General features: G+C 68.0%; 16 protein-coding genes and 2 rRNA genes. 5 read left to right on the forward strand and 13 right to left on the reverse strand.

Going from position 1 to position 18887, the window contains the following annotated elements:
• Positions 1-237: 237 nt before the first annotated feature.
• Together QRX60_RS24520 and rrf are read left to right on the forward strand one after the other, a co-directional pair.
• Positions 238-3354, forward strand: a 23S ribosomal RNA gene (locus tag QRX60_RS24520).
• 82 nt (positions 3355-3436) lie between these two features.
• Positions 3437-3553: ribosomal RNA gene (gene rrf, locus QRX60_RS24525) — 5S ribosomal RNA — on the forward strand.
• 534 nt (positions 3554-4087) lie between these two features.
• Here the strand turns inward: rrf and QRX60_RS24530 are convergent.
• The 6 genes from QRX60_RS24530 to QRX60_RS24555 all read right to left on the reverse strand — a co-directional run bounded on the left by QRX60_RS24530 (position 4088) and on the right by QRX60_RS24555 (position 9605).
• On the reverse strand, positions 4088-5299 hold the full coding sequence (locus tag QRX60_RS24530; RefSeq protein WP_286003119.1) for a L,D-transpeptidase: 1212 nt from the start codon (positions 5297-5299) through the stop codon (positions 4088-4090).
• A 104-nt stretch (positions 5300-5403) separates the two neighbouring features.
• A complete protein-coding gene (locus QRX60_RS24535) occupies positions 5404-6273 on the reverse strand; it encodes a patatin-like phospholipase family protein (RefSeq protein WP_286003120.1) in 870 nt (289 codons plus the stop codon).
• 118 nt (positions 6274-6391) lie between these two features.
• A complete protein-coding gene (locus tag QRX60_RS24540) occupies positions 6392-7042 on the reverse strand; it encodes a DedA family protein (RefSeq protein WP_286003121.1) in 651 nt (216 codons plus the stop codon).
• Positions 7043-7087: 45 nt separating this feature from the next.
• Complete coding sequence (lipA, locus tag QRX60_RS24545) at positions 7088-8089, reverse strand: lipoyl synthase (protein ID WP_286003122.1); 1002 nt, start codon at positions 8087-8089, stop codon at positions 7088-7090.
• A gap of 25 nt (positions 8090-8114) precedes the next feature.
• Complete coding sequence (locus tag QRX60_RS24550) at positions 8115-9065, reverse strand: oxidoreductase (RefSeq protein ID WP_286003123.1); 951 nt, start codon at positions 9063-9065, stop codon at positions 8115-8117.
• 18 nt (positions 9066-9083) lie between these two features.
• Positions 9084-9605, reverse strand: a complete 522-nt coding sequence (locus QRX60_RS24555) for a hypothetical protein (RefSeq protein WP_286003124.1) — start codon at positions 9603-9605, stop codon at positions 9084-9086.
• Positions 9606-9735: 130 nt separating this feature from the next.
• Here QRX60_RS24555 and QRX60_RS24560 point away from each other — a divergent pair, with 130 nt between their 5' ends.
• Both QRX60_RS24560 and QRX60_RS24565 read left to right on the forward strand, forming a co-directional pair.
• Entirely contained in the window at positions 9736-10347 is a 612-nt protein-coding gene (locus QRX60_RS24560; protein WP_003095816.1) for a TetR/AcrR family transcriptional regulator, read from the forward strand.
• Positions 10348-10352: 5 nt separating this feature from the next.
• Positions 10353-11288: an LLM class F420-dependent oxidoreductase gene (locus tag QRX60_RS24565; RefSeq protein ID WP_286003125.1), complete on the forward strand. Its 936-nt coding sequence runs from the start codon at positions 10353-10355 to the stop codon at positions 11286-11288.
• 63 nt (positions 11289-11351) lie between these two features.
• Here QRX60_RS24565 and lipB read toward each other — a convergent pair whose 3' ends face one another.
• The 5 genes from lipB to lpdA all read right to left on the reverse strand — a co-directional run bounded on the left by lipB (position 11352) and on the right by lpdA (position 16908).
• Complete coding sequence (gene lipB / locus QRX60_RS24570; protein ID WP_286003126.1) at positions 11352-12095, reverse strand: lipoyl(octanoyl) transferase LipB; 744 nt, start codon at positions 12093-12095, stop codon at positions 11352-11354.
• A complete protein-coding gene (locus tag QRX60_RS24575) occupies positions 12092-12715 on the reverse strand; it encodes a phosphatase PAP2 family protein (protein WP_286003127.1) in 624 nt (207 codons plus the stop codon). Before QRX60_RS24575 ends, lipB begins: the two co-directional genes overlap by 4 nt.
• Positions 12712-13587, reverse strand: a complete 876-nt coding sequence (locus QRX60_RS24580) for a TIGR01777 family oxidoreductase (RefSeq protein ID WP_286003128.1) — start codon at positions 13585-13587, stop codon at positions 12712-12714. The genes QRX60_RS24575 and QRX60_RS24580 overlap by 4 nt, the downstream gene beginning before the upstream one ends.
• Before the next feature lie 131 nt (positions 13588-13718).
• Positions 13719-15479: a 2-oxoglutarate dehydrogenase, E2 component, dihydrolipoamide succinyltransferase gene (gene sucB / locus QRX60_RS24585; RefSeq protein WP_286003129.1), complete on the reverse strand. Its 1761-nt coding sequence runs from the start codon at positions 15477-15479 to the stop codon at positions 13719-13721.
• Positions 15480-15534: 55 nt separating this feature from the next.
• Entirely contained in the window at positions 15535-16908 is a 1374-nt protein-coding gene (gene lpdA, locus QRX60_RS24590; RefSeq protein WP_286003130.1) for a dihydrolipoyl dehydrogenase, read from the reverse strand.
• A gap of 182 nt (positions 16909-17090) precedes the next feature.
• On the opposite strand from lpdA, the gene QRX60_RS24595 reads away from it, so the two are divergent.
• Positions 17091-17435 (forward strand): oxidoreductase, encoded by a 345-nt coding sequence (locus QRX60_RS24595; protein WP_155541890.1) that lies wholly within the window; start codon positions 17091-17093, stop codon positions 17433-17435.
• Here the strand turns inward: QRX60_RS24595 and QRX60_RS24600 are convergent.
• Positions 17432-17884, reverse strand: a complete 453-nt coding sequence (locus QRX60_RS24600) for a GNAT family N-acetyltransferase (RefSeq protein WP_286003131.1) — start codon at positions 17882-17884, stop codon at positions 17432-17434. The genes QRX60_RS24595 and QRX60_RS24600 overlap by 4 nt on opposite strands.
• Before the next feature lie 10 nt (positions 17885-17894).
• Positions 17895-18887, reverse strand: a complete 993-nt coding sequence (locus tag QRX60_RS24605; protein ID WP_286003132.1) for an SMI1/KNR4 family protein — start codon at positions 18885-18887, stop codon at positions 17895-17897.

The following is an 18887-nucleotide window of genomic DNA, read 5'->3' on the forward strand; positions in this document are numbered from 1 at the left end:
GTTGCTCAAGGAATTGTGGAACTACTGGTTATGGCTTGTTCTGGTTGGCAATGCCTCGTCTAGTACTGACCGCTTGCGGTCGTGGAACGAAGGGCCGGCGCCTGGAGGGCAAGTTGTTCATGAAGCACACTGTTGGGTCCTGAGGCAACACGCCTCAGGGCTAGAGCATAGCCCTGGAACGTTGTTTGTTTCTGGTGTGGTGTTTGAGAACTGTAGAGTGGATGCGAGCATCTTTGTGGTCAAGTTGTTAAGGGCACATGGTGGATGTCTTGGCTTCAGGAGCCGATGAAGGACGTAGGAGGCTGCGATAAGCCTCGGGGAGCTGTCAACCGAGCTGTGATCCGAGGATTTCCGAATGGGGAAACCCAGCACCAGTGATGTGGTGTTACCCGCACCTGAATATATAGGGTGTGTGGAGGGAACGCGGGGAAGTGAAACATCTCAGTACCCGTAGGAAGAGAAAACAACCGTGATTCCGTGAGTAGTGGCGAGCGAAAGCGGAAGAGGCTAAACCGTGTATATGTCAAGCTGTCAGGCGTTGTATGTGCGGTGTTGTGGGACCCAGCGTCGAGGATCTGACAGTCCTCGGAATGGTCACGTATGTTAGTGGAACCGCTTGGGATGGCGGGCCGGAGTGGGTGAGAGCCCCGTACGCGAAAACATGTCGTTGATTGTTTGTTTGGTGTTCCCGAGTAGCAGCGAGCTCGTGGAATTTGCTGTGAATCTGCCGGGACCACCCGGTAAGCCTAAATACTTCCTGAAGACCGATAGCGGACGAGTACCGTGAGGGAAAGATGAAAAGTACCCCGGGAGGGGAGTGAAAGAGTACCTGAAACCGTGTGCCTACAAGCCGTCAGAGCCTTTGGGTGATGGCGTGCCTTTTGAAGAATGAGCCTGCGAGTTAGTGCTGCGTGGCGAGGTTAACCCGTGTGGGGTAGCCGTAGCGAAAGCGAGTCTGAATAGGGCGATTGAGTCGCGTGGTCTAGACCCGAAGCGGAGTGATCTACCCATGGCCAGGGTGAAGCGACGGTAAGACGTCGTGGAGGCCCGAACCCACTTAGGTTGAAAACTGAGGGGATGAGCTGTGGGTAGGGGTGAAAGGCCAATCAAACTCCGTGATAGCTGGTTCTCCCCGAAATGCATTTAGGTGCAGCGTCACATGTTTCACCACGGGGGTAGAGCTACTGGATGGTCTAGGGGCCTTACCGGGTTACCGAAATCAACCAAACTCCGAATACCGTGGTGTGAGAGTGTGGCAGTGAGACGGCGGGGGATAAGCTTCGTCGTCGAGAGGGAAACAGCCCAGAACACCAGCTAAGGCCCCTAAGTGTGTGCTCAGTGGGAAAGGATGTGGGATTGCCCAGACAACCAGGAGGTTGGCTTAGAAGCAGCCACCCTTGAAAGAGTGCGTAATAGCTCACTGGTCAAGTGGTCCTGCGCCGACAATGTAGCGGGGCTTAAGCACACCGCCGAAGCTGTGTCATTCATGCAATACATCGGCTTGAGGCCTTGAGTCTCTTGTCTAGTGGTGTGGATGGGTAGGGGAGCGTCCTGCATCCAGGGAAGCGGCGGCGGAAGCCAGTCGTGGAGGGTGTGGGAGTGAGAATGCAGGCATGAGTAGCGAATGCAGAGTGAGAAACTCTGCCGCCGGATGACCAAGGGTTCCTGGGCCAGGCTAATCCGCCCAGGGTAAGTCGGGACCTAAGGCGAGGCCGACAGGCGTAGTCGATGGACAACGGGTTGATATTCCCGTACCCGAGCATGTGCGCCCATGACGAGGCGTTTGATACTAACCACCCGAAGCGTGCCGGCGAAGCCTTCGGGCCTAGTTGGCATTGTGGAGCGTGGGACCTGATTTCGTAGTAGTCAAGCGATGGGGTGACGCAGGAAGGTAGCTCCGCCAGTGAGTGGTAGTACTGGTGTAAGCGTGTAGGCCGGAACATAGGCAAATCCGTGTTCCATGAGGCTGAGACGTGATGCGTAGCCGTTTGAGGCGAAGTAGAGTGATCCTATGCTGCCGAGAAAAGCCTCTAGTGAGTGCATGCACGGCCCGTACCCCAAACCAACACAGGTGGTCAGGTAGAGAATACCAAGGCGATCGGGTGAACTGTGGTTAAGGAACTCGGCAAAATGCCCCCGTAACTTCGGGAGAAGGGGGGCCAAACACCTTGAAGTCCCTTGCGGACTAGGGGTGGGTGGCCGCAGAGACCAGCGGAAAGCGACTGTTTACTAAAAACACAGGTCCATGCGAAGTCGCAAGACGATGTATATGGACTGACGCCTGCCCGGTGCTGGAACGTTAAGAGGACCGGTTAGCCTTTTGGGGCGAAGCTGAGAATTTAAGCGCCAGTAAACGGCGGTGGTAACTATAACCATCCTAAGGTAGCGAAATTCCTTGTCGGGTAAGTTCCGACCTGCACGAATGGCGTAACGACTTTCCGGCTGTCTCAACCACAGGCCCGGCGAAATTGCACTACGAGTAAAGATGCTCGTTACGCGCGGCAGGACGGAAAGACCCCGGGACCTTTACTATAGTTTGGTATTGGTTTTCGGTTCGGCTTGTGTAGGATAGGTGGGAGACTGTGAAGCGGTGACGCTAGTTACTGTGGAGTCGTTGTTGAAATACCACTCTGGTCGAATTGGGAATCTGAACCTCGGGCCATGATCTGGTTCAGGGACAGTGCCTGATGGGTAGTTTAACTGGGGCGGTTGCCTCCTAAAGAGTAACGGAGGCGCCCAAAGGTTCCCTCAGCCTGGTTGGCAATCAGGTGTTGAGTGCAAGTGCACAAGGGAGCTTGACTGTGAGACAGACATGTCGAGCAGGGACGAAAGTCGGGACTAGTGATCCGGCACCTCCTGGTGGAAGGGGTGTCGCTCAACGGATAAAAGGTACCCCGGGGATAACAGGCTGATCTTGCCCAAGAGTCCATATCGACGGCATGGTTTGGCACCTCGATGTCGGCTCGTCGCATCCTGGGGCCGGAGTAGGTCCCAAGGGTTGGGCTGTTCGCCCATTAAAGCGGCACGCGAGCTGGGTTTAGAACGTCGTGAGACAGTTCGGTCCCTATCCGCCGCGCGCGTAGGATACTTGAGGAAGGCTGTCCCTAGTACGAGAGGACCGGGACGGACGAACCTCTGGTGTGCCAGTTGTTCCGCCAGGGGCATGGCTGGTTGGCCACGTTCGGAAGGGATAACCGCTGAAGGCATCTAAGCGGGAAGCCTGTTCCAAGATGAGGTATCCCACCCTTTGTGGGTTAAGGCTCCCAAGAGACCATTGGGTTGATAGGCCAGAAATGGAAGCACAGTGATGTGTTGTCGAGTTGACTGGTACTAATAGGCCGAGGACTTGTCTACGAAGGTGTTACGCATCCACTCTACGGTTCTGAAACACCACACGGCCCTCGTGTTTGTGGGGGGTGTGGTTGTTTCGTAGTGTTTCGGTGGTTTTAGCGTCAGGGAAACGCCCGGTCCCATTCCGAACCCGGAAGCTAAGCCTGACAGCGCCGATGGTACTGCAACCGAAGGGTTGTGGGAGAGTAGGACACCGCCGAACTTATGTTGGGGAAGGCCCCGGTTGAGAACTTTGGTTCTCCCGGGGCCTTTTCTCATGCCCGCATCCACTCCCCCCGACCTGCCCGGGTGCGCGAGTTCCGGCTCCAATCACGCGAGTTCCGGCTCTGATCACGCGGTTACGTCCCGGATCAAGCGAATGCCGGCCTGGATCACATCAGGCCCGGCCCGGATTACGCGAGCCCCGGCCCGGCCGGCGATGTGATGCCCCTCCAGTCACGCGAGATGCCTCTCCAGGCACGCCTAAAGCCCCGCGATCACGCCAGCCGCTCCTCGCGGTACCCGCCGCCGGCGTGCTCAGGCGCGGGACTCGCGTGATTGAAGCCGGTACTCGCGTGATTGAGGGCGGAACTCGTGTGACTAGGGGGCATCACACGTGACTGGAGGGGCATCACGTGTGTTTGGAGGGGCATCGCACGTGACTGGAGGGGCATCACGTGCGTTTGGGGGTCGTCCGGGAGATGGAGAAGGGGGCCAGGAGCGGAGCTCCTGGCCCCCTTTCGGAGCAAGACGAGAGTTACTTCAGGGCCGAGCCGGCCTGCCAGTCGGCCCAGGACTTGGACCAGTCGCCGTACAGGTCCCACACCGGGAGCTGCGGCCCTCCGGAGTTCGTCACCTCGACGACGTCACCGAGGCCCATGTTCTGGAAGAACCACTGGGCGTTCGCGCCGTTCAGGTTGATGCACCCGTGCGACACGTTCGAACTGCCCTGCTGCCCGACGCTGTTCGGGTTCTCGTGGACGAACTCGCCGTCGTTGGAGATCCGCTCCGAGAACTTCTCGTTCGACCGGTACGCCTTCGGGTCCGGCGGGCAGACGCCGTACGTGCACGAGTCCATCGTGTAGTTCGCCTGCTTGTCCGAAATGATGTGCGCGCCCAGGTGGGTCGGCGTCGCGTCCTTGCCCATCGAGATCGGCATGGACTTCACCATGGCGCCGTTGTGGAAGATCTGCATCTGCTCGGTGTTCCCGTCCGCCTTCGCGATCCAGGAATCGTGCACCTTGTACGACTCCGTGCGGTCCTCCGCACCGAAGACACCGTTGCCGAAGTCGACGCCGTAGATCTTCGCCGTCACCTTCAGCGTCGTGCCGGCCTTCCAGTACTCCTTCGGCCGGTAGTGGACGTTCGAGTCGTCGATCCAGTACCAGCCGCCGTCCTGTTTCGGCGTCGACTCCACCGTCAGGGCCTTCTCCACCGCCGCCTTGTTCTTCACGGCGATCTTCCCGAAGCTGAACACGATCGGCTGCCCGACGCCGACGCCCGTGCTCGCCACCGCGGACGGCGCCGGGATCAGGTTGGCGTTCGCCTGCTTCTTCGGCGCGATCGTGCTGATCTGGTTGTCCTGCTCGACCGGCTTCCCGTCGGCGCCCTGGGCGTGCGCGACGATCTTGTACGTCGCTCCGTAGCCGAGCGGCTCGGTCGACGTCCAGCTGGCCCCGTCGGCGGCGAGCTTGCCGCCGACCTTGGTCCCCTTGGCGGTGTTGGTCACCGTGACGTCGAGGAGCTTCCCGTTGGCGGCCTTGACGACGACGGGCGTCGCCGGGCTCACCCCCGTGCCGCCCGCGGGCTCGAACGACACCGCGACCGGGGTCGCCGAAGCCGACGCGGAACCGGACGCCGGCGCCCCACCCCCGGGTGAGCCGCCGTCGTCACCGGACGAGCAGGCGGAAAGCAGCAGTGCTCCGGCGAGGATTCCGGCCACCGAAAGTAAAATCTTCTTGGGGAGCATATTGTCTCTTTTTGGGGAATTGGGATCGGCGGGCATTCGTCATCAAAACTACGCGATAGCGATGACGTTCTTCCCGGCGGATCGGTGCATCGGCGTGACGCGAATCACGTGACGACGAGGCCCGGTGCCCCGTAAAGTCCCGGCCCGCTCACCGAGATCCCGTCGAGGAACTCCCGCGCGGCCGAGTATGCCTCCTCCGCCAGTGCTTCGGTGTGCCCGAAATCGAGCGGGTTCACACGTGCCGGCGCCGGCCCCGGCAGGTACACCACCGGCACCTGCGCGGCCGCCACCGGCGCTTCCAGCACCGCCTGGTTCCGCATGCTGATCATCGCGGTGAACATCATCACCTCGGCGAACGTCCGCGGCGCTTCCGGCATCTTCCCGGGGAACGCGCAGTCCAGCACCACCAGCGACTTCGCGCCCATCGTCAGCGCCTGCCGCATCGGCACGTTCGCGACGAGCCCGCCGTCGTAGAGCAGTCGCCCCTCGTACTCCACAGGCGGGAAGATCCCCGGGATCGCGCAGCTGGCCAGCAGCGGCGGCAGGATTGGCCCGGAGCGGATCAGCAGCGGCTCGGCGGTGTCGACCTGGGTCGTGACGACGCCGAGCGGCAGCGCCAGGTCCTCGAAGCGGGTCTCGGCGCCGAGGTGGTCGGCGATGATCGCCGTCAGGCCGCTGTTGGGGAACAGGTGCGTCTTGCTCTGCGTCAGCGTGCGGACGCGGCTCAGCACGCCGCCGGGGAACGCCTCGGCGCGCGTCATGTGGGCCCAGATGTCGTGCAGGCGCATCAAGACGTCGTCACCGGGCAGTGCGAGCACCGCCGCGTTGAGCGAGCCGACCGACGTGCCCGCCACCAGGTCCGGCGTGAGGCCGGCCTCGGTGAGCGCGCGCAGCATGCCGACCTGCATGGCGCCGAGGCTGCCGCCCCCGCCGAGGACGAACCCGACCGGCCGGGGGAGATCCGCGAGACTCATACCGCCGAATGTAGTAAGCCCGGATCTCGCAGGTCATGCGGCACCGGGTGCGCGACGGCCGGGTGCCGGCGCCCGGCTTGGCCGCGACCTCGTGGACTCCGGGCGCACCGGCCCGGGTTCAGGGGACTCGCTCGGGCTCGCGAGCCGGTTCGGCGGCCGACGCTTTCCGCTTCTTCAAGCGCAGCAAGAAGAACAGTCCCACCGCGGCGAGCACGCCCACCGCGATCAGGCCTCCCGTGTTGAGGACTCCCTCGATCCGCTTGGCCGCTTCGCCCAGGGCCGCGCCGATGCTGATGTGCGCCAGCGACCAGCAGAACGCGCCCGCCGCCGCGGCCGGCAGGAACTTGCGGAACGGCAGTCCGGACGTCCCCGCCGCGGCCGGGGTCAGCGTCCGGATCACCGGCAGGAACCGGGCGAAGAACACCGCCCACGCGCCCCGGCGCTCCAGGACCGCGGTCGCCTTGTCCCACGCGTCGAGGCCGTACTTGCGGATCAGTTTCGTCTCGCGCAGCCGTGGGCCGAAACGGCGGCCGATCAGGTAGCCGAGCGCGTCGCCGGCCGTCGCGCACACTGTCACCACCAGCCACAGGACCACGAAGCGCGCGACCGTGTTCGCCGTCGTCGCGGCGATGAGCAGGCCGGACTCGCCGGGGGCCAGGAACCCCAGCCCGATCGTGCATTCGGCGAACACCAGGCCGCCGGTCGCCGCGACGAGCCCCGGTTCCGGGAGTCCTTGCAACCAGTCGAGCAGGTCCGAAACCAGGGCCATGCCACCCACATTACCGATCCTTTAAGGATGGTGGGGTGACGTGCGTCACCGGGCCAGCAGCGACGCGGCTTCTTGCGCGGCCGGGCCCTGGTCGGCGAGGTGCTGCAGGTTCTCGGGCAGCTCCTCACCACGGTAGCCCTTGGTCTGCGCGTAGAGCCGTCCCGCGCGGTACGACGACCGCACCAACGGACCCGCCATCACACCCGCGAAGCCCATCGCCTCGGCAGCCTTCGAATGCTCGACGAACTCCTCCGGCTTCACCCACCGATCCACCGGGTGATGCCGCGGTGACGGCCGCAGATACTGCGTGATCGTCAAAATCTCGCACCCCGCGTCGACCAGATCCTGCATCGCCGGAGCCACCTCGTCCGGCGTCTCCCCCATGCCCAGGATCAGGTTCGACTTCGTCACAAGCCCGGCCTCACGCGCCTTGGTAATGACTTCCAGGGACCGCGCGTACCGGAAACCGGGACGGATCCGCTTGAAAATCCGCGGCACCGTCTCCACGTTGTGCGCCAGCACCTCCGGCCGCGACCCGAACACCTCCGCCAGCTGCGCCGGATCAGCGTTGAAGTCCGGAATCAGCAACTCCACACCGGTACCCGGGTTCAGAGCGTGGATCTGACGCACGGTCTCCGCGTACAGCCACGCGCCACCGTCGTCCAGGTCGTCACGCGCGACACCGGTCACCGTCGAGTACCGCAACCCCATCGCCTGCACCGACTCCGCGACCTTCCGCGGCTCCGTGCGATCCAAGGCAGCCGGCTTACCCGTGTCGATCTGACAGAAATCACACCGACGCGTGCACTGATCCCCACCGATCAGGAACGTGGCCTCCCGGTCTTCCCAGCACTCGTAAATGTTGGGACAACCAGCCTCTTCACACACCGTGTGCAGACCCTCGCGGCGCACGAGACCCTTGAGTTCGGTGAACTCCGGCCCCATCCGCACCCGCGTCTTGATCCACGGCGGCTTCTTCTCGATCGGCGTCTCACTGTTGCGGACTTCCAGACGCAGCAGCTTCCGGCCTTCAGGCGCAGCACTCACGGCGTCAACCGTACGCCCGTCCTGGCTACGCGGGGTCGGGGGTGACGCCCGTCAGCTTCGCCGTCAGGTCCCACAGCGCGACCCCCAGCGGCTCGCTGCGCGCGGCGGTCAGCGTCCGCACCTCGGCCGGGTATCCGCGCAGGTTGCCGACGCCGCGCGGGCCGAAATAGGCGCCGCCCTCGACGCCGTCCGCCGTGGCCGCGTACAGCTGCGGGAGGGCGCCGATCCGGGTGCCCTGGGCGAACAGGACCTCGCCGACGCGATGGCCGCCGGCGATCAAGGACCGGACCACCGGGTTCGAGTACGACCGCGCCATGCCGCTGCCGAGCCCGGTCGCGGTGTACCCGGGGTGCGCGGCGACGCTCAGGATGTCCGAGCCCGCCGCGCGCAGGCGGCGGTCCAGCTCGATCGCGAACACCTGGTCGGCGAGCTTCGACTGGCCGTACGCGGTGGCCGCGTTGTAGCGGCGGTGCTCGAAGTTCGGGTCGTCGAGGTGGATGCGCGCGCCGGTGGCGGCGAGGCTCGACAGGGTGACGACGCGGGCGTGCCGCCCGCCGCGCAGGGCGGGCATCAGCAGCCAGGTCAGTGCCGCGTGGCCGAGGTAGTTGGTGCCGAACTGCAGCTCGAAGCCGTCGGCGGTGCGGCCGCGGGCGGTCGCCATGACGCCGGCGTTGTTGACCAGGACGTCCAGTGCGTCGCCGGTCAGCTCGCGGGCCGACGCGGCGGCCGCGCGCACCGAGGCGAGCTCGCTCAGGTCCAGTGGGATGAGCTCGGGCTCGGCGCCCGCGGCGGCCGTGCGGACCTTGTCCAGTGCCTTCGCCCCGCGTTCGGCGGAGCGGCAGGCGAGGAGCACGCGGGCCCCCTTGCCCGCGAGCACTTCGGCGGTGCGCAGCCCGAGCCCCGAGTTCGCCCCCGTGACCAGGACGGTCCGGCCGGTCTGGTCGGCTATGTCGGCGTCGGTCCAGCGCTCCGTCATGTGCTTACTAAACCCTGTTCACGCACTGGGCGCGAGCAGGCGCCGCAGATGTCCCATGACGGGGCTGCGGCGGGCGGGCTCCTCGCGGCTCGTGCGCAGCAGCGCCTCGAGCGCGTGACCCACCTTGACGATCTCTTCGCCCGGCTCGCGCGGGTCGGCCAGCCCGGCCGTGACGGCGAGCATCCGCAGCTCGCCCTCGTGCATCCGGCGCAGCGACGCGTGCCGTTCGAGGCCGCCGTCGAGCACCGCGCGCAGCGTCTCGTGCTCTTCGACGACGGCGCGCCAGGCGCGCGTGACGGCGTCGACGTGGTCGCCGAGGCCGTCGGCGTCGTCCGGGTCGGTGACCTCGGCACGCAGCCGTCCGGCCAGCACCTGCGTCCACTTGTACTGCAGGGCCTGCAGGACGTTCTCCTCGGTGCCGAAGTGCTCTTCGGCACCGGGGACCTCGTCGAGCGGCAGCGGCGCGCCCGGGTTCCGGGCGGCCAGGCGAACCATGGCGTCGAGGATTTCCTGACGTCGGTAGAAGTCTGTCCAGCTCATCGTGGGCTCCCCTTCCGTGGCCCGGGTCATACCGCGGGTCTGCGGCATACTCCCGGTACGGACCTGACACGGCGAACATACCATGAGTACGGAGAGATCCTCCGGGCGTAAAGTTGTGAAGGTGGCGACAATGAGGTCCAGACGGCTCGACTACTCCGAGTCGACGCGGTCGGCGCTGGTCGACAGCGCGGTGGAACTGTTCACCAAACGCGGTTATGCGGGTACCTCGCTCGACGAGATCGCCAAACGTGCGCGCGTGACGAAGGGCGCGCTTTACCACCACTTCAGCGGCAAGCAGGCGCTGTTCGAGGCCGCGTTCGACCAGGTCGAGAGCCTCGTCTACGACCGGCTCGACAAGATCATGACCGGCGAGGGCACGCCGTGGGAGCGGGCCCTCGGCGGGCTCAACGCGTTCATCCGCGCCTGCCTCGACCCCGCCTACCAGCGGATCGCCATCCACGAGGCGCCGGTCGTCATGGGCTGGGAGCGCTGGCGCGAGGCCGAGGAGCGGTGCAGCTTCGGGCTCGTCCGGTCCGGCCTGCAGTCGCTGATCGACGCGGGCGAGGTCGAGCCGGTGCCGGTCGAGGTCACCGCGCGGCTGCTGTTCGGCGCGCTGTCGAGCGCGGCGACCGAGATCGCCAGCTCGCCGGACCCGAAGAAGGTCGGCGCCGAGATCGAGGACGTCATCGTCCGCATGCTGGTACGGCTGCGGCGCACGGAGCCGGACGTCTCTATAGGCTGACTTTCGTGGACTTGAGGATCTTCACCGAGCCCCAGCAGGGGGCCAGCTACGACGACCTGCTGCGCGTCGCCAAGGCGACCGAAGCCGCCGGCTACGACGCCTTCTTCCGCAGCGACCACTACCTGAAGATGGGCTCGGCCGACGGCCTGCCCGGCCCGACCGACGCCTGGATCACCCTGGCCGGCCTGGCCCGCGAGACCAGCCGGATCCGGCTCGGCACGCTCGTCACCGCGGCGACGTTCCGGCACCCGGGACCGCTGGCCATCTCGGTCGCCCAGGTCGACCAGATGTCGGGCGGGCGGGTCGAGTTCGGCCTCGGCTCCGGCTGGTACGACGCCGAGCACGAGGCGTACGGCCTGACGCTGCCGCCGATGAAGGAGCGCTTCGACCGCTACGCCGAGCAGCTCGAGATCATCACCGGGCTGTGGAAGACGCCGGCAGGCTCGACGTACTCCTTCACGGGCGAGTACTACACCTTGTCGGAGTCCCCGGGCCTGCCGAAGCCGGCGCAGTCCCCGGCCCCGCCGGTGATCGTCGGCGGCCAGGGCAAGAAGCGCACGCCGGCGCTGGCGGCCCGGTTCGCGGACGAGTTCAACCTGCCGTTCACCGACGCCGACACGGCGGCCGCGCAGTTCGCCCGCGTCGACGCGGCGGCGCAGGAGATCGGCCGCGACCCCAAGGAGATCCTGCGTTCGGTGGCGCTGACCGTCGCCGTCGGCCGCTCCGAGGAGGAGGTTGCGCGCCGGGCTTCGGGAATCGGGCGCGACGTCACCGAGCTGCGCGCGAACGGCCTGGCCGGGACGCCCGCCGAGGTCGTCGACCGGATCGGGCAGTGGCGGGAGAAGACCGGGATCACCCGCGTCTACCTGCAGCTGCTGGACCTGTCGGACCTGGACCAGATCGACCTGATCGCGGCTGAAGTCGCACCCCAGCTGGACTGACCCCGAAAGCCGTGAAGGCCTCCTTACCGGCCATAAGAGCCGGGAAGGAGGCCTTCACGGCTTTCAGTTCTGGAGCGCGAAGGTGACGCCCGCCGCCTTCGGGGCCTCCGGACGCGGGAGCCAGCGGTCCTCGCTCACCGGGAGCTCGCCTTCGAGCGCCGCCAGGACGGCGTCACGCGCCAGCGGGAGCACCGCTTCGACGCTGACGTCCCGCTGCAGCTCGTACGACAGCGACGTCACGCCCGCGTCGCGGATCCCGCACGGCACGATCGTGTCGAACGCCGAGAGGTCCGCGTTGCAGTTGAGCTCGAAGCCGTGCATCGTCACGCCGCGCTGGACGCGGATGCCGATCGCCGCGATCTTGCGCTCGATACCGCGGTCGTCGGCCGGGATCCACACGCCGCTGCGGCCCTCGACGCGGCCGCTGTGCACGCCCAGCTGGTCGCACACGTGGATCAGCGCCTCCTCGAGCCGCCGCACGTAGTGCACGACGTCGATCGGGTCGCCGAGCTTGACGATCGGGTAGCCGACCAGCTGGCCGGGGCCGTGCCAGGTGATCTTGCCGCCGCGGTCGACGTCGATCACCGGCGTGCCGTCGGCCGGGCGGTCGGCGGGTTCCGTGCGCTTGCCCGCGGTGTACACCGACGGGTGCTGCAGCAGGAACATGGTGTCCGGCGCGGTGCCGTCGGCGCGAGCGGTGAGCCGGCTCCGCTGGAGCTCCCAGGCTTCGGTGTACTCGATCGTGCCGAGCTCCCGGACGTCGACGGGCTCGGTGGTGGCGCGGCAGGAGGTGCGGGAAGAACTCACCCGTCGAGGCTACGCCCGTCACCCTGGGGGAGCAGCCGCAAGGCGCAGGCTGAGAGCAGCCCGACACCCGCCACCGCGAGCACCGCTCCGATCGTGTCGGTGACCCAGTGCACGCCCAGCACGACGCGGCACGCGGCGCACAGCACGGTGGCCACGACGACCGCCACCGCGACCCGGCGAACCAGCCGCGGCCACAGCCACGCGCACAGCAGGAGCAGCACGAATCCCGTGCTCGCCACCGAAACGACGTGCCCGCTCGGGTAGCTCAGGTCCGGGTAGTCGCGCGGGCGCTCCCGCAGGAAGACCGGCTTGAACACCAGGCTGGTCAGCCGGCACAGCACCAGCACGACGGCGAGCCGCACGAACAGCCCGAGGTGCTCGCGACGCCGCAGCGCCAGCGCGAGCAGCGCGGCGCCGAGCACGAAGGGGAGCACCGGCCCGAGGACGTCGCTCCCGGCCTGCGCCACCCGGCCGAGCGGCTCCGCGTACACGCCGTGCAGCGCGTTCGCGACTTCGACGTCGAGGGTCAGCGGCTGCCGGGCCACGCTCAAGCCGAGTACGACGAACGCGGCCGAGAGCACCGCGCCGACGACGAGCCAGCGCTGCAGCGGAACGCTCATGCCGCGGCTAGCGCGCTGTCCAGGGTCCGGTGCCGGAACTCGTAGCCGGACCGCTCCAGCGCGGCCGGCACAGCTCGCTGCCCGAACAGCGCCATCTCCTCGCCGGCCTGGCCGAGCACGGTCTTGAGCGCGATCCCGGGCACCCACCACGGCGCGGGGCGGTGCAGGGCCCGCCCGGCCGCCCGGGTGAACTCGGCGTTGGTCACCGGGGCCGGGCCGGTGAGGTTGACCGGGCCGGACAGGTCGTCGTGCGTGAGGGCGTGGACGATCGCGCCGACTTCGTCTTCGAGGGCGATCCACGGCATGTACTGACGGCCGTCGCCGAGCCGCCCGCCCAGACACAGCTGGAAGAGCGGGCGGAGCGTGCCGTACAGCCCGCCCTTGGCCGAGAGCACCAGCCCGGTCCGGATGTTCACGACGCGCGCGTCGCCCGCGCCCGCGGTCGCCGCTTCCCAGGCTTCGCAGAGCTCGGCGAGGAAACCGCGGCCGCGCGGCCCGGATTCGTCCACAATGGACTCGTGCGTGTGTCCGTAGTACCCGACGGCGGAGGCGTTGACGAGCACGCCGACGCCGTGTTCGGCGACGGCTTCGGCGAGCACCTCGGTCGGCTCGACCCGGCTGTCGGTGAGCTCCTGCTTGCGCATCGCGCTCCACCGCCCGGGGAAGAGCGGCTTGCCCCCGAGGTTCACGACGGCGTCCACGCCTTCGAAGGCGCCGTTGGCGATGGTGCCGGACGGCGGGTCCCAGCGGAGCTCTCCACCTTCGCGCGCCTCGCGCCGCACCAGCCGGCGGACCTCGTGGCCCTCGCGCCGCAGGCGGTCGACCAGCGCCGACCCGATCAAGCCGCTCGCTCCGGCGATCAGTACTCGCATGGTCCGATCGTTGCTCATCCCGGTCCGCCGCGCACACCGAGGTCCGGCCGCGAAGAAACCCCGGAAAGCCGTGAAGGCCTCCTTACCGGCTCAAGTGGCCGGTTCGGAGGCCTTCACGGCTTTTGCGTGGCTCAGAGACCGAGCTCGTCCTCGAAGTTGCCCTCTTCCAGGCGCTGCTTGATCGTCGTCAGGAAGCGGCCCGCGTCGGCCCCGTCCACCAGGCGGTGGTCGTAGGTCAGCGGCAGGTACACCATCGACCGGACGGCGATCGTGTCGTTGCCGTCGGCGTCGGCGACGACCACCGGGCGCTTGACGACCGCGCCCGTGCCGAGCATCCCCGACTGCGGCTGCACGATGATCGGCGTGTCGAACAGCGCGCCGTTCGAGCCGATGTTCGTGATCGTGAACGTGCCGCCGGACAGCTCGTCGGGCTTGATCTGGTTGGCCCGCGCGCGGCCCGCCAGGTCGGCGATCCGGTGCGCGAGACCGGCCAGGCTCAGCTCACCCGCGTCGTGGATCACGACCGAGAGCAGCCCGCGCTCGGTGTCCACCGCGATGCCCAGGTGCACGGCGCCGTGGTAGGTGATCTCCTTCGTGTCCTCGTTGTAGGACGCGTTGACGTTCGGGTGCTGCTTGAGCGCCTCGACCGTGGCCTTCGCGAAGAACGGCAGGAACGTCAGGTTGACGCCCTCGCGCTCCTTGAAGGCCGCCTTCGCGCGCTGGCGCAGCTTGGCGATCTTCGTGACGTCGACCTCGTGGACCTGCGTGAGCTGCGCGGACTCCTGCAGCGACTCGCGGGTCTTGGTGGCCGTGATCTGGCGGATCCGGCTGGCCTTCTGCACGGTGCCGCGCAGGGCCTGGATCTCCGGGGAGACCGGGGCGGCCGGGCGCGGGGCCGACGGAGCGGAAGCGGCGGCCGGAGCCGACGGCGCCGCGGCGGGGGCCGGGGCCTGCTGCTGCTTCTGCTTCTCCTCGGCCGCGGCCAGGACGTCCTGCTTGCGGATCCGGCCGCCGACGCCGCTGCCGGTCAGCGACGCGAGGTCGATGCCGTGCTCCGACGCGAGCTTGCGGACCAGCGGCGTGACGTACGGGCCGTCCGCCGAGCTCTCCTTCGCCGCGGCCGGCTCGGCCTTCGGTTCCGGCTTGGGCTCGGGCTTCGGTTCCGGCTTGGACTCCTGGACCGGCTCGGGCTTCGGCTCCGGCTCGGGTTCCGGCTTCGGCTCGGGCTTGGACTCCTGGACCGGCTCCGGCTTCGACTCGGCCTTCGGCGCGGCGCCGGCGTCCCCGATCACGGCCAGGACGCCGCCGACCTCGACGGTCTCGTCCTCGCCCGCGCGGATCTCCAGCACCGTGCCGGCGACCGGCGACGGCACCTCGGTGTCGACCTTGTCGGTGGAGATCTCGAGCAGCGGCTCGTCGACCTCGACCGAGTCGCCGACCTGCTTGAGCCAGCGCGTGACGGTGCCCTCGGTGACGCTCTCGCCCAGCTCGGGCAGCTTCACCTCGGTGCCTTCGCCACCGGCGGCCGGCGCGGTGTCCGGCTTGCTCGGCGCGTTGTCCTGGGCCTGCGGCTCGGGCCGGGACTCCGGCTCGGGCTCCGGCTCGGGCTTCTGCTCTTCCTGCGCCGGGGCGGCGGACTCGGGCGCGCCGCCGGACCCGTCGTCGATGACGGCGAGCTCGCCGCCGACCTCGACGGTCTCGTCCTCCTGGGCGCTGATCTTCACGACCTTGCCCGCCACCGGGGAGGGAACCTCGGTGTCGACCTTGTCGGTCGAGATCTCGAGCAACGGCTCGTCGACCTCGACGGTGTCGCCCTCCTGCTTAAGCCACCGGGTGACGGTGCCTTCGGTGACGCTCTCCCCGAGCTCCGGCAATGTGACGGAGTAGGCCATCGTTCGCTGACTCCTCTTCCAAGTTCTGCGTGGTCTGGATTCTGCTGGTGGGACGTCAGCTGTGCACGTGCAGCGGCTTCCCCGCGAGGGCGAGGAACGCTTCACCGAGGGCCTCGGTCTGGGTGGGGTGCGCGTGGATGAGCGGCGCGACGTCTTCGGGGAAGGCCTCCCAGCTGTAGATCAGCTGCGCTTCGCCGATCAGCTCGCCGACGCGGTCGCCGACCATGTGGACCCCGACGACCGGGCCGTCCGGGGCCTTGACCAGCTTGACCCCGCCGGAGGTCTTGAGGATCTGGCTCTTGCCGTTGCCGCCGAGGTCGTAGGTGAACGTCGTGACGTCGGCGCCGTACTTGTCCTTCGCCTGCGACTCGGTCAGCCCGACCGACGCGACCTCCGGGTGGGAGTAGGTGACCCGCGGGATGCCGCTCTCGTCGATCACGCGCGGGTTCTGCCCGGCGATCTCCTCGGCGACGAAGATGCCCTGCTGGAAGCCGCGGTGCGCGAGCTGCAGGCCGGGGACGATGTCGCCGACGGCGTAGACGTTCGGCAGGTTGGTGCGCAGCCGCTCGTCGGTGAGGACGAAGCCGCGCTCGATCTTGACGCCGGCCTCCTCGTAGCCGTGGCCCGCCGAGTTCGGCCCGCGGCCGACGGCGACCAGCAGCAGGTCGGCCTCGATGGTCTCGCCGGACTCCAGCGAGACGCTCACGCCGTTGTCGTCCTGCTTCGCGCCGGTGAACTTCACGCCGGTCTTGAAGGCGATCTTGCGGCGGCGGAAAGCGCGCTCGAGCTGCTTGGACGCGAACTCGTCCTCGTTCGGGACGAGCCGCGGCAGCGCTTCCACGATGGTGACGTCGACGCCGAAGGAGGCCCAGACGCTGGCGAACTCGACGCCGATGACGCCGCCGCCCAGCACGACGACCTTCTTGGGCACGTAGTCCAGGGCCAGGGCCTGCTCGCTGGCGATGACCCGGCCGCCGAGCTCCAGGCCGGGCAGCGTGCGCGAGTAGGAACCGGTGGCGAGGATGACGTTCTTGCCGGTGTAGCGGGTGCCGTCCACCTCGACGGTCGTGCCGCCGACGAACGTGCCGCTGCCCTCGACGAGGTTCACCTTGTGGGCCTTGGCCAGGCCCTGGAGGCCCTTGTACAGCCGGGCGACGATCCCGTCCTTGTACTTGTTGACCCCGGCGATGTCGATGCCCTCGAAGACGGCCTTGACGCCGACCGCCTCGGCTTCGCGGGTTTCGTCGGCGACCTCGGCTGCGTGCAGCAGGGCCTTGGTCGGGATGCAGCCCCGGTGGAGGCAGGTCCCGCCGAGCTTGTCCTTCTCGATCAACGTGACGGAAAGGCCCAGCTCGGCCGCGCGGAACGCCGCGGCGTAGCCGCCCGATCCGCCTCCCAGGATCACGAGGTCGGCGGAGGTGTCGGTCACTTCAATAACTCCTCGGCAAGCAGTGGGGTGGTGCTCTGTCGTCGCCCCTGCCCGGTATAACCGCGCGCGCGACACCCGCCATCTTGTCACTACGCCGGACGGGGCTGCGAGCTAGCCGGGTGTGCGACACCGACCACACGCGGACATCGGGATAATGAGTGGGGAATGTCTCGGGAGGGAAGGTGGTCGCGGTGGGGTTGTTCGACTCGCTGCGCAGGCGCGCCAAGGGTGGCCAGAAGGCCGGTACGCTGCGGAAAGCCAGTTCCGAAGACACCCATCACCTCGACGAGTGGGCGGCCTCGCGCCGGGGTGTCGAGGCCTTCGTCGAGCCGAAGACGAACGTCACCGAGACCACTGTGGTGTTGATCGCCCACGACGGTGAGTGGACCCGCCGCCGGATCGGCAGCCTGGAAGCGGCCCAGCAGTTCGGCCACCGCCGCTCGATCCCCGTCTACGAGGTCGCCCGGGTCGGCTATCCGAAGCGCATGCGCGAGTACACCGAGCGGAAGAAGCGCGGCCAGGTCTAGAGCTCGATCCGGCCGACCACCTCGCCGTTGAAGGTCTGCCCGGTGGGGCGGAAGCCCAGCTTGAGGTAGAAGCCCTCCGGACCGCCCTCGGCCGGGATCCACAGCACGGTGGCGGTCTTTTCGCCGCGTCGCCGCGCCTCTTCGAGGACCGTCTCGACGGCGAACCGGCCGAGGCCGCGGCCCTGGACTCCGGCGCCGACGTTGAGCCGCCAGATCCCGCAGCGGAAGAAGTCGAGCTTCGCCTCCGGGGCGAAGCCGGCCATGACGAAGGCGACCGGTTCCCCGTCGTCGAGGATCAGCCTCGGCCAGGCGATCTCGGGCTGGGTGTAGGCCTCGGCGAGCGAGACGGCGACCGGCGCGACGAAGTCCCTCTGGTGGGGCTCGACGGCCAGCTGGCACGCGGCGGCGACGTTGTCCGGGGTGATCTTCTCCGCGGTGAGGGTGGTCACCGGGACCAAGCTAGCCTGCTTGGGCGAGCAAAGTGGCGTGCTGGACCAGCGCCGCGCGGAACGACGGGTGGACCGTCGTGCCGAGCACCGGGTCGACCTCGACCACGTGGGACGCCGAGAGCAGCAGCACCGCCGGTTCGGCCAGGATCACCACGCCGTTCTCGGCCCGCAGCTCGGCCGTGCCCAGCAACCGCGGGAAGACGACGTCCGCGGGCAGGCCGTCACAGGTGCGCAGGAACTCGCGGAAGTCCTGCGGCAGGCCGACGCCCAGCCGCAGCTCCGCCGAGCGGATCGCCGCCTCCGACGCCGGCGGCGGGAGGGGGGATCGGCCGCGCAGGAGCGTCGTTTCCCCCGAGCCGCGCAGCCGCATGATCTCCGCGATCAGCTCGGGCCAGCTGCCGAGGTCACGCGGGTACCGCTCGTGCAGGGCCGCGACCAGCGCCCCCGCGCAGCTCGGCGCCCAGTCGCGCAGGCCGAGCGGGTCCGCGCCCGCGACCAGCGCAGGGGCCAGCGCGCGCGTCGCCGCCAGCGTCGCGACGTCCGGCCGCGGCCCGGCCAGCGACGCCCACCGCGCGAGGTCGCCCTCGGCGAGTGCCGCGCGGACGCGGTCGGGGCGGGACGGCGCGACCTGCTTGACCACCTCGGCGGCCAGTCCCGGCGGCAGCACGCCGTCGAGGTCGGAGACCGGCTTGGTCAAGAACGCCGTGTGGGCTCGCTCCTCCGCGTCGAGGTCGAGCGGCACCAAGCCCTCGGCCCACTCCGGACGGCCGCCGCGGGCTTCGGACAGCATGGCCCACGCGCGGGCGCGCACCGGGGCCGCCGCCAGGGCGTCCGCCGGGCGTTCCGTGCGCGCCAGCCACTGCCCGGCCAGCCGGTCGGCCTCGTCGAGGGCGCCGGTGACGGCGAGCAGCAGCGCGGCGTACCCGACCTGGTCGTCGACGCCCGGTTCGGCGGCGGTCAGGACGTCGCGGACCGCCGTCTCGAGGTACTCACCGGCGTCCAC

The organism is Amycolatopsis mongoliensis, assembly GCF_030285665.1.
Lineage (GTDB): Bacteria > Actinomycetota > Actinomycetes > Mycobacteriales > Pseudonocardiaceae > Amycolatopsis > Amycolatopsis mongoliensis.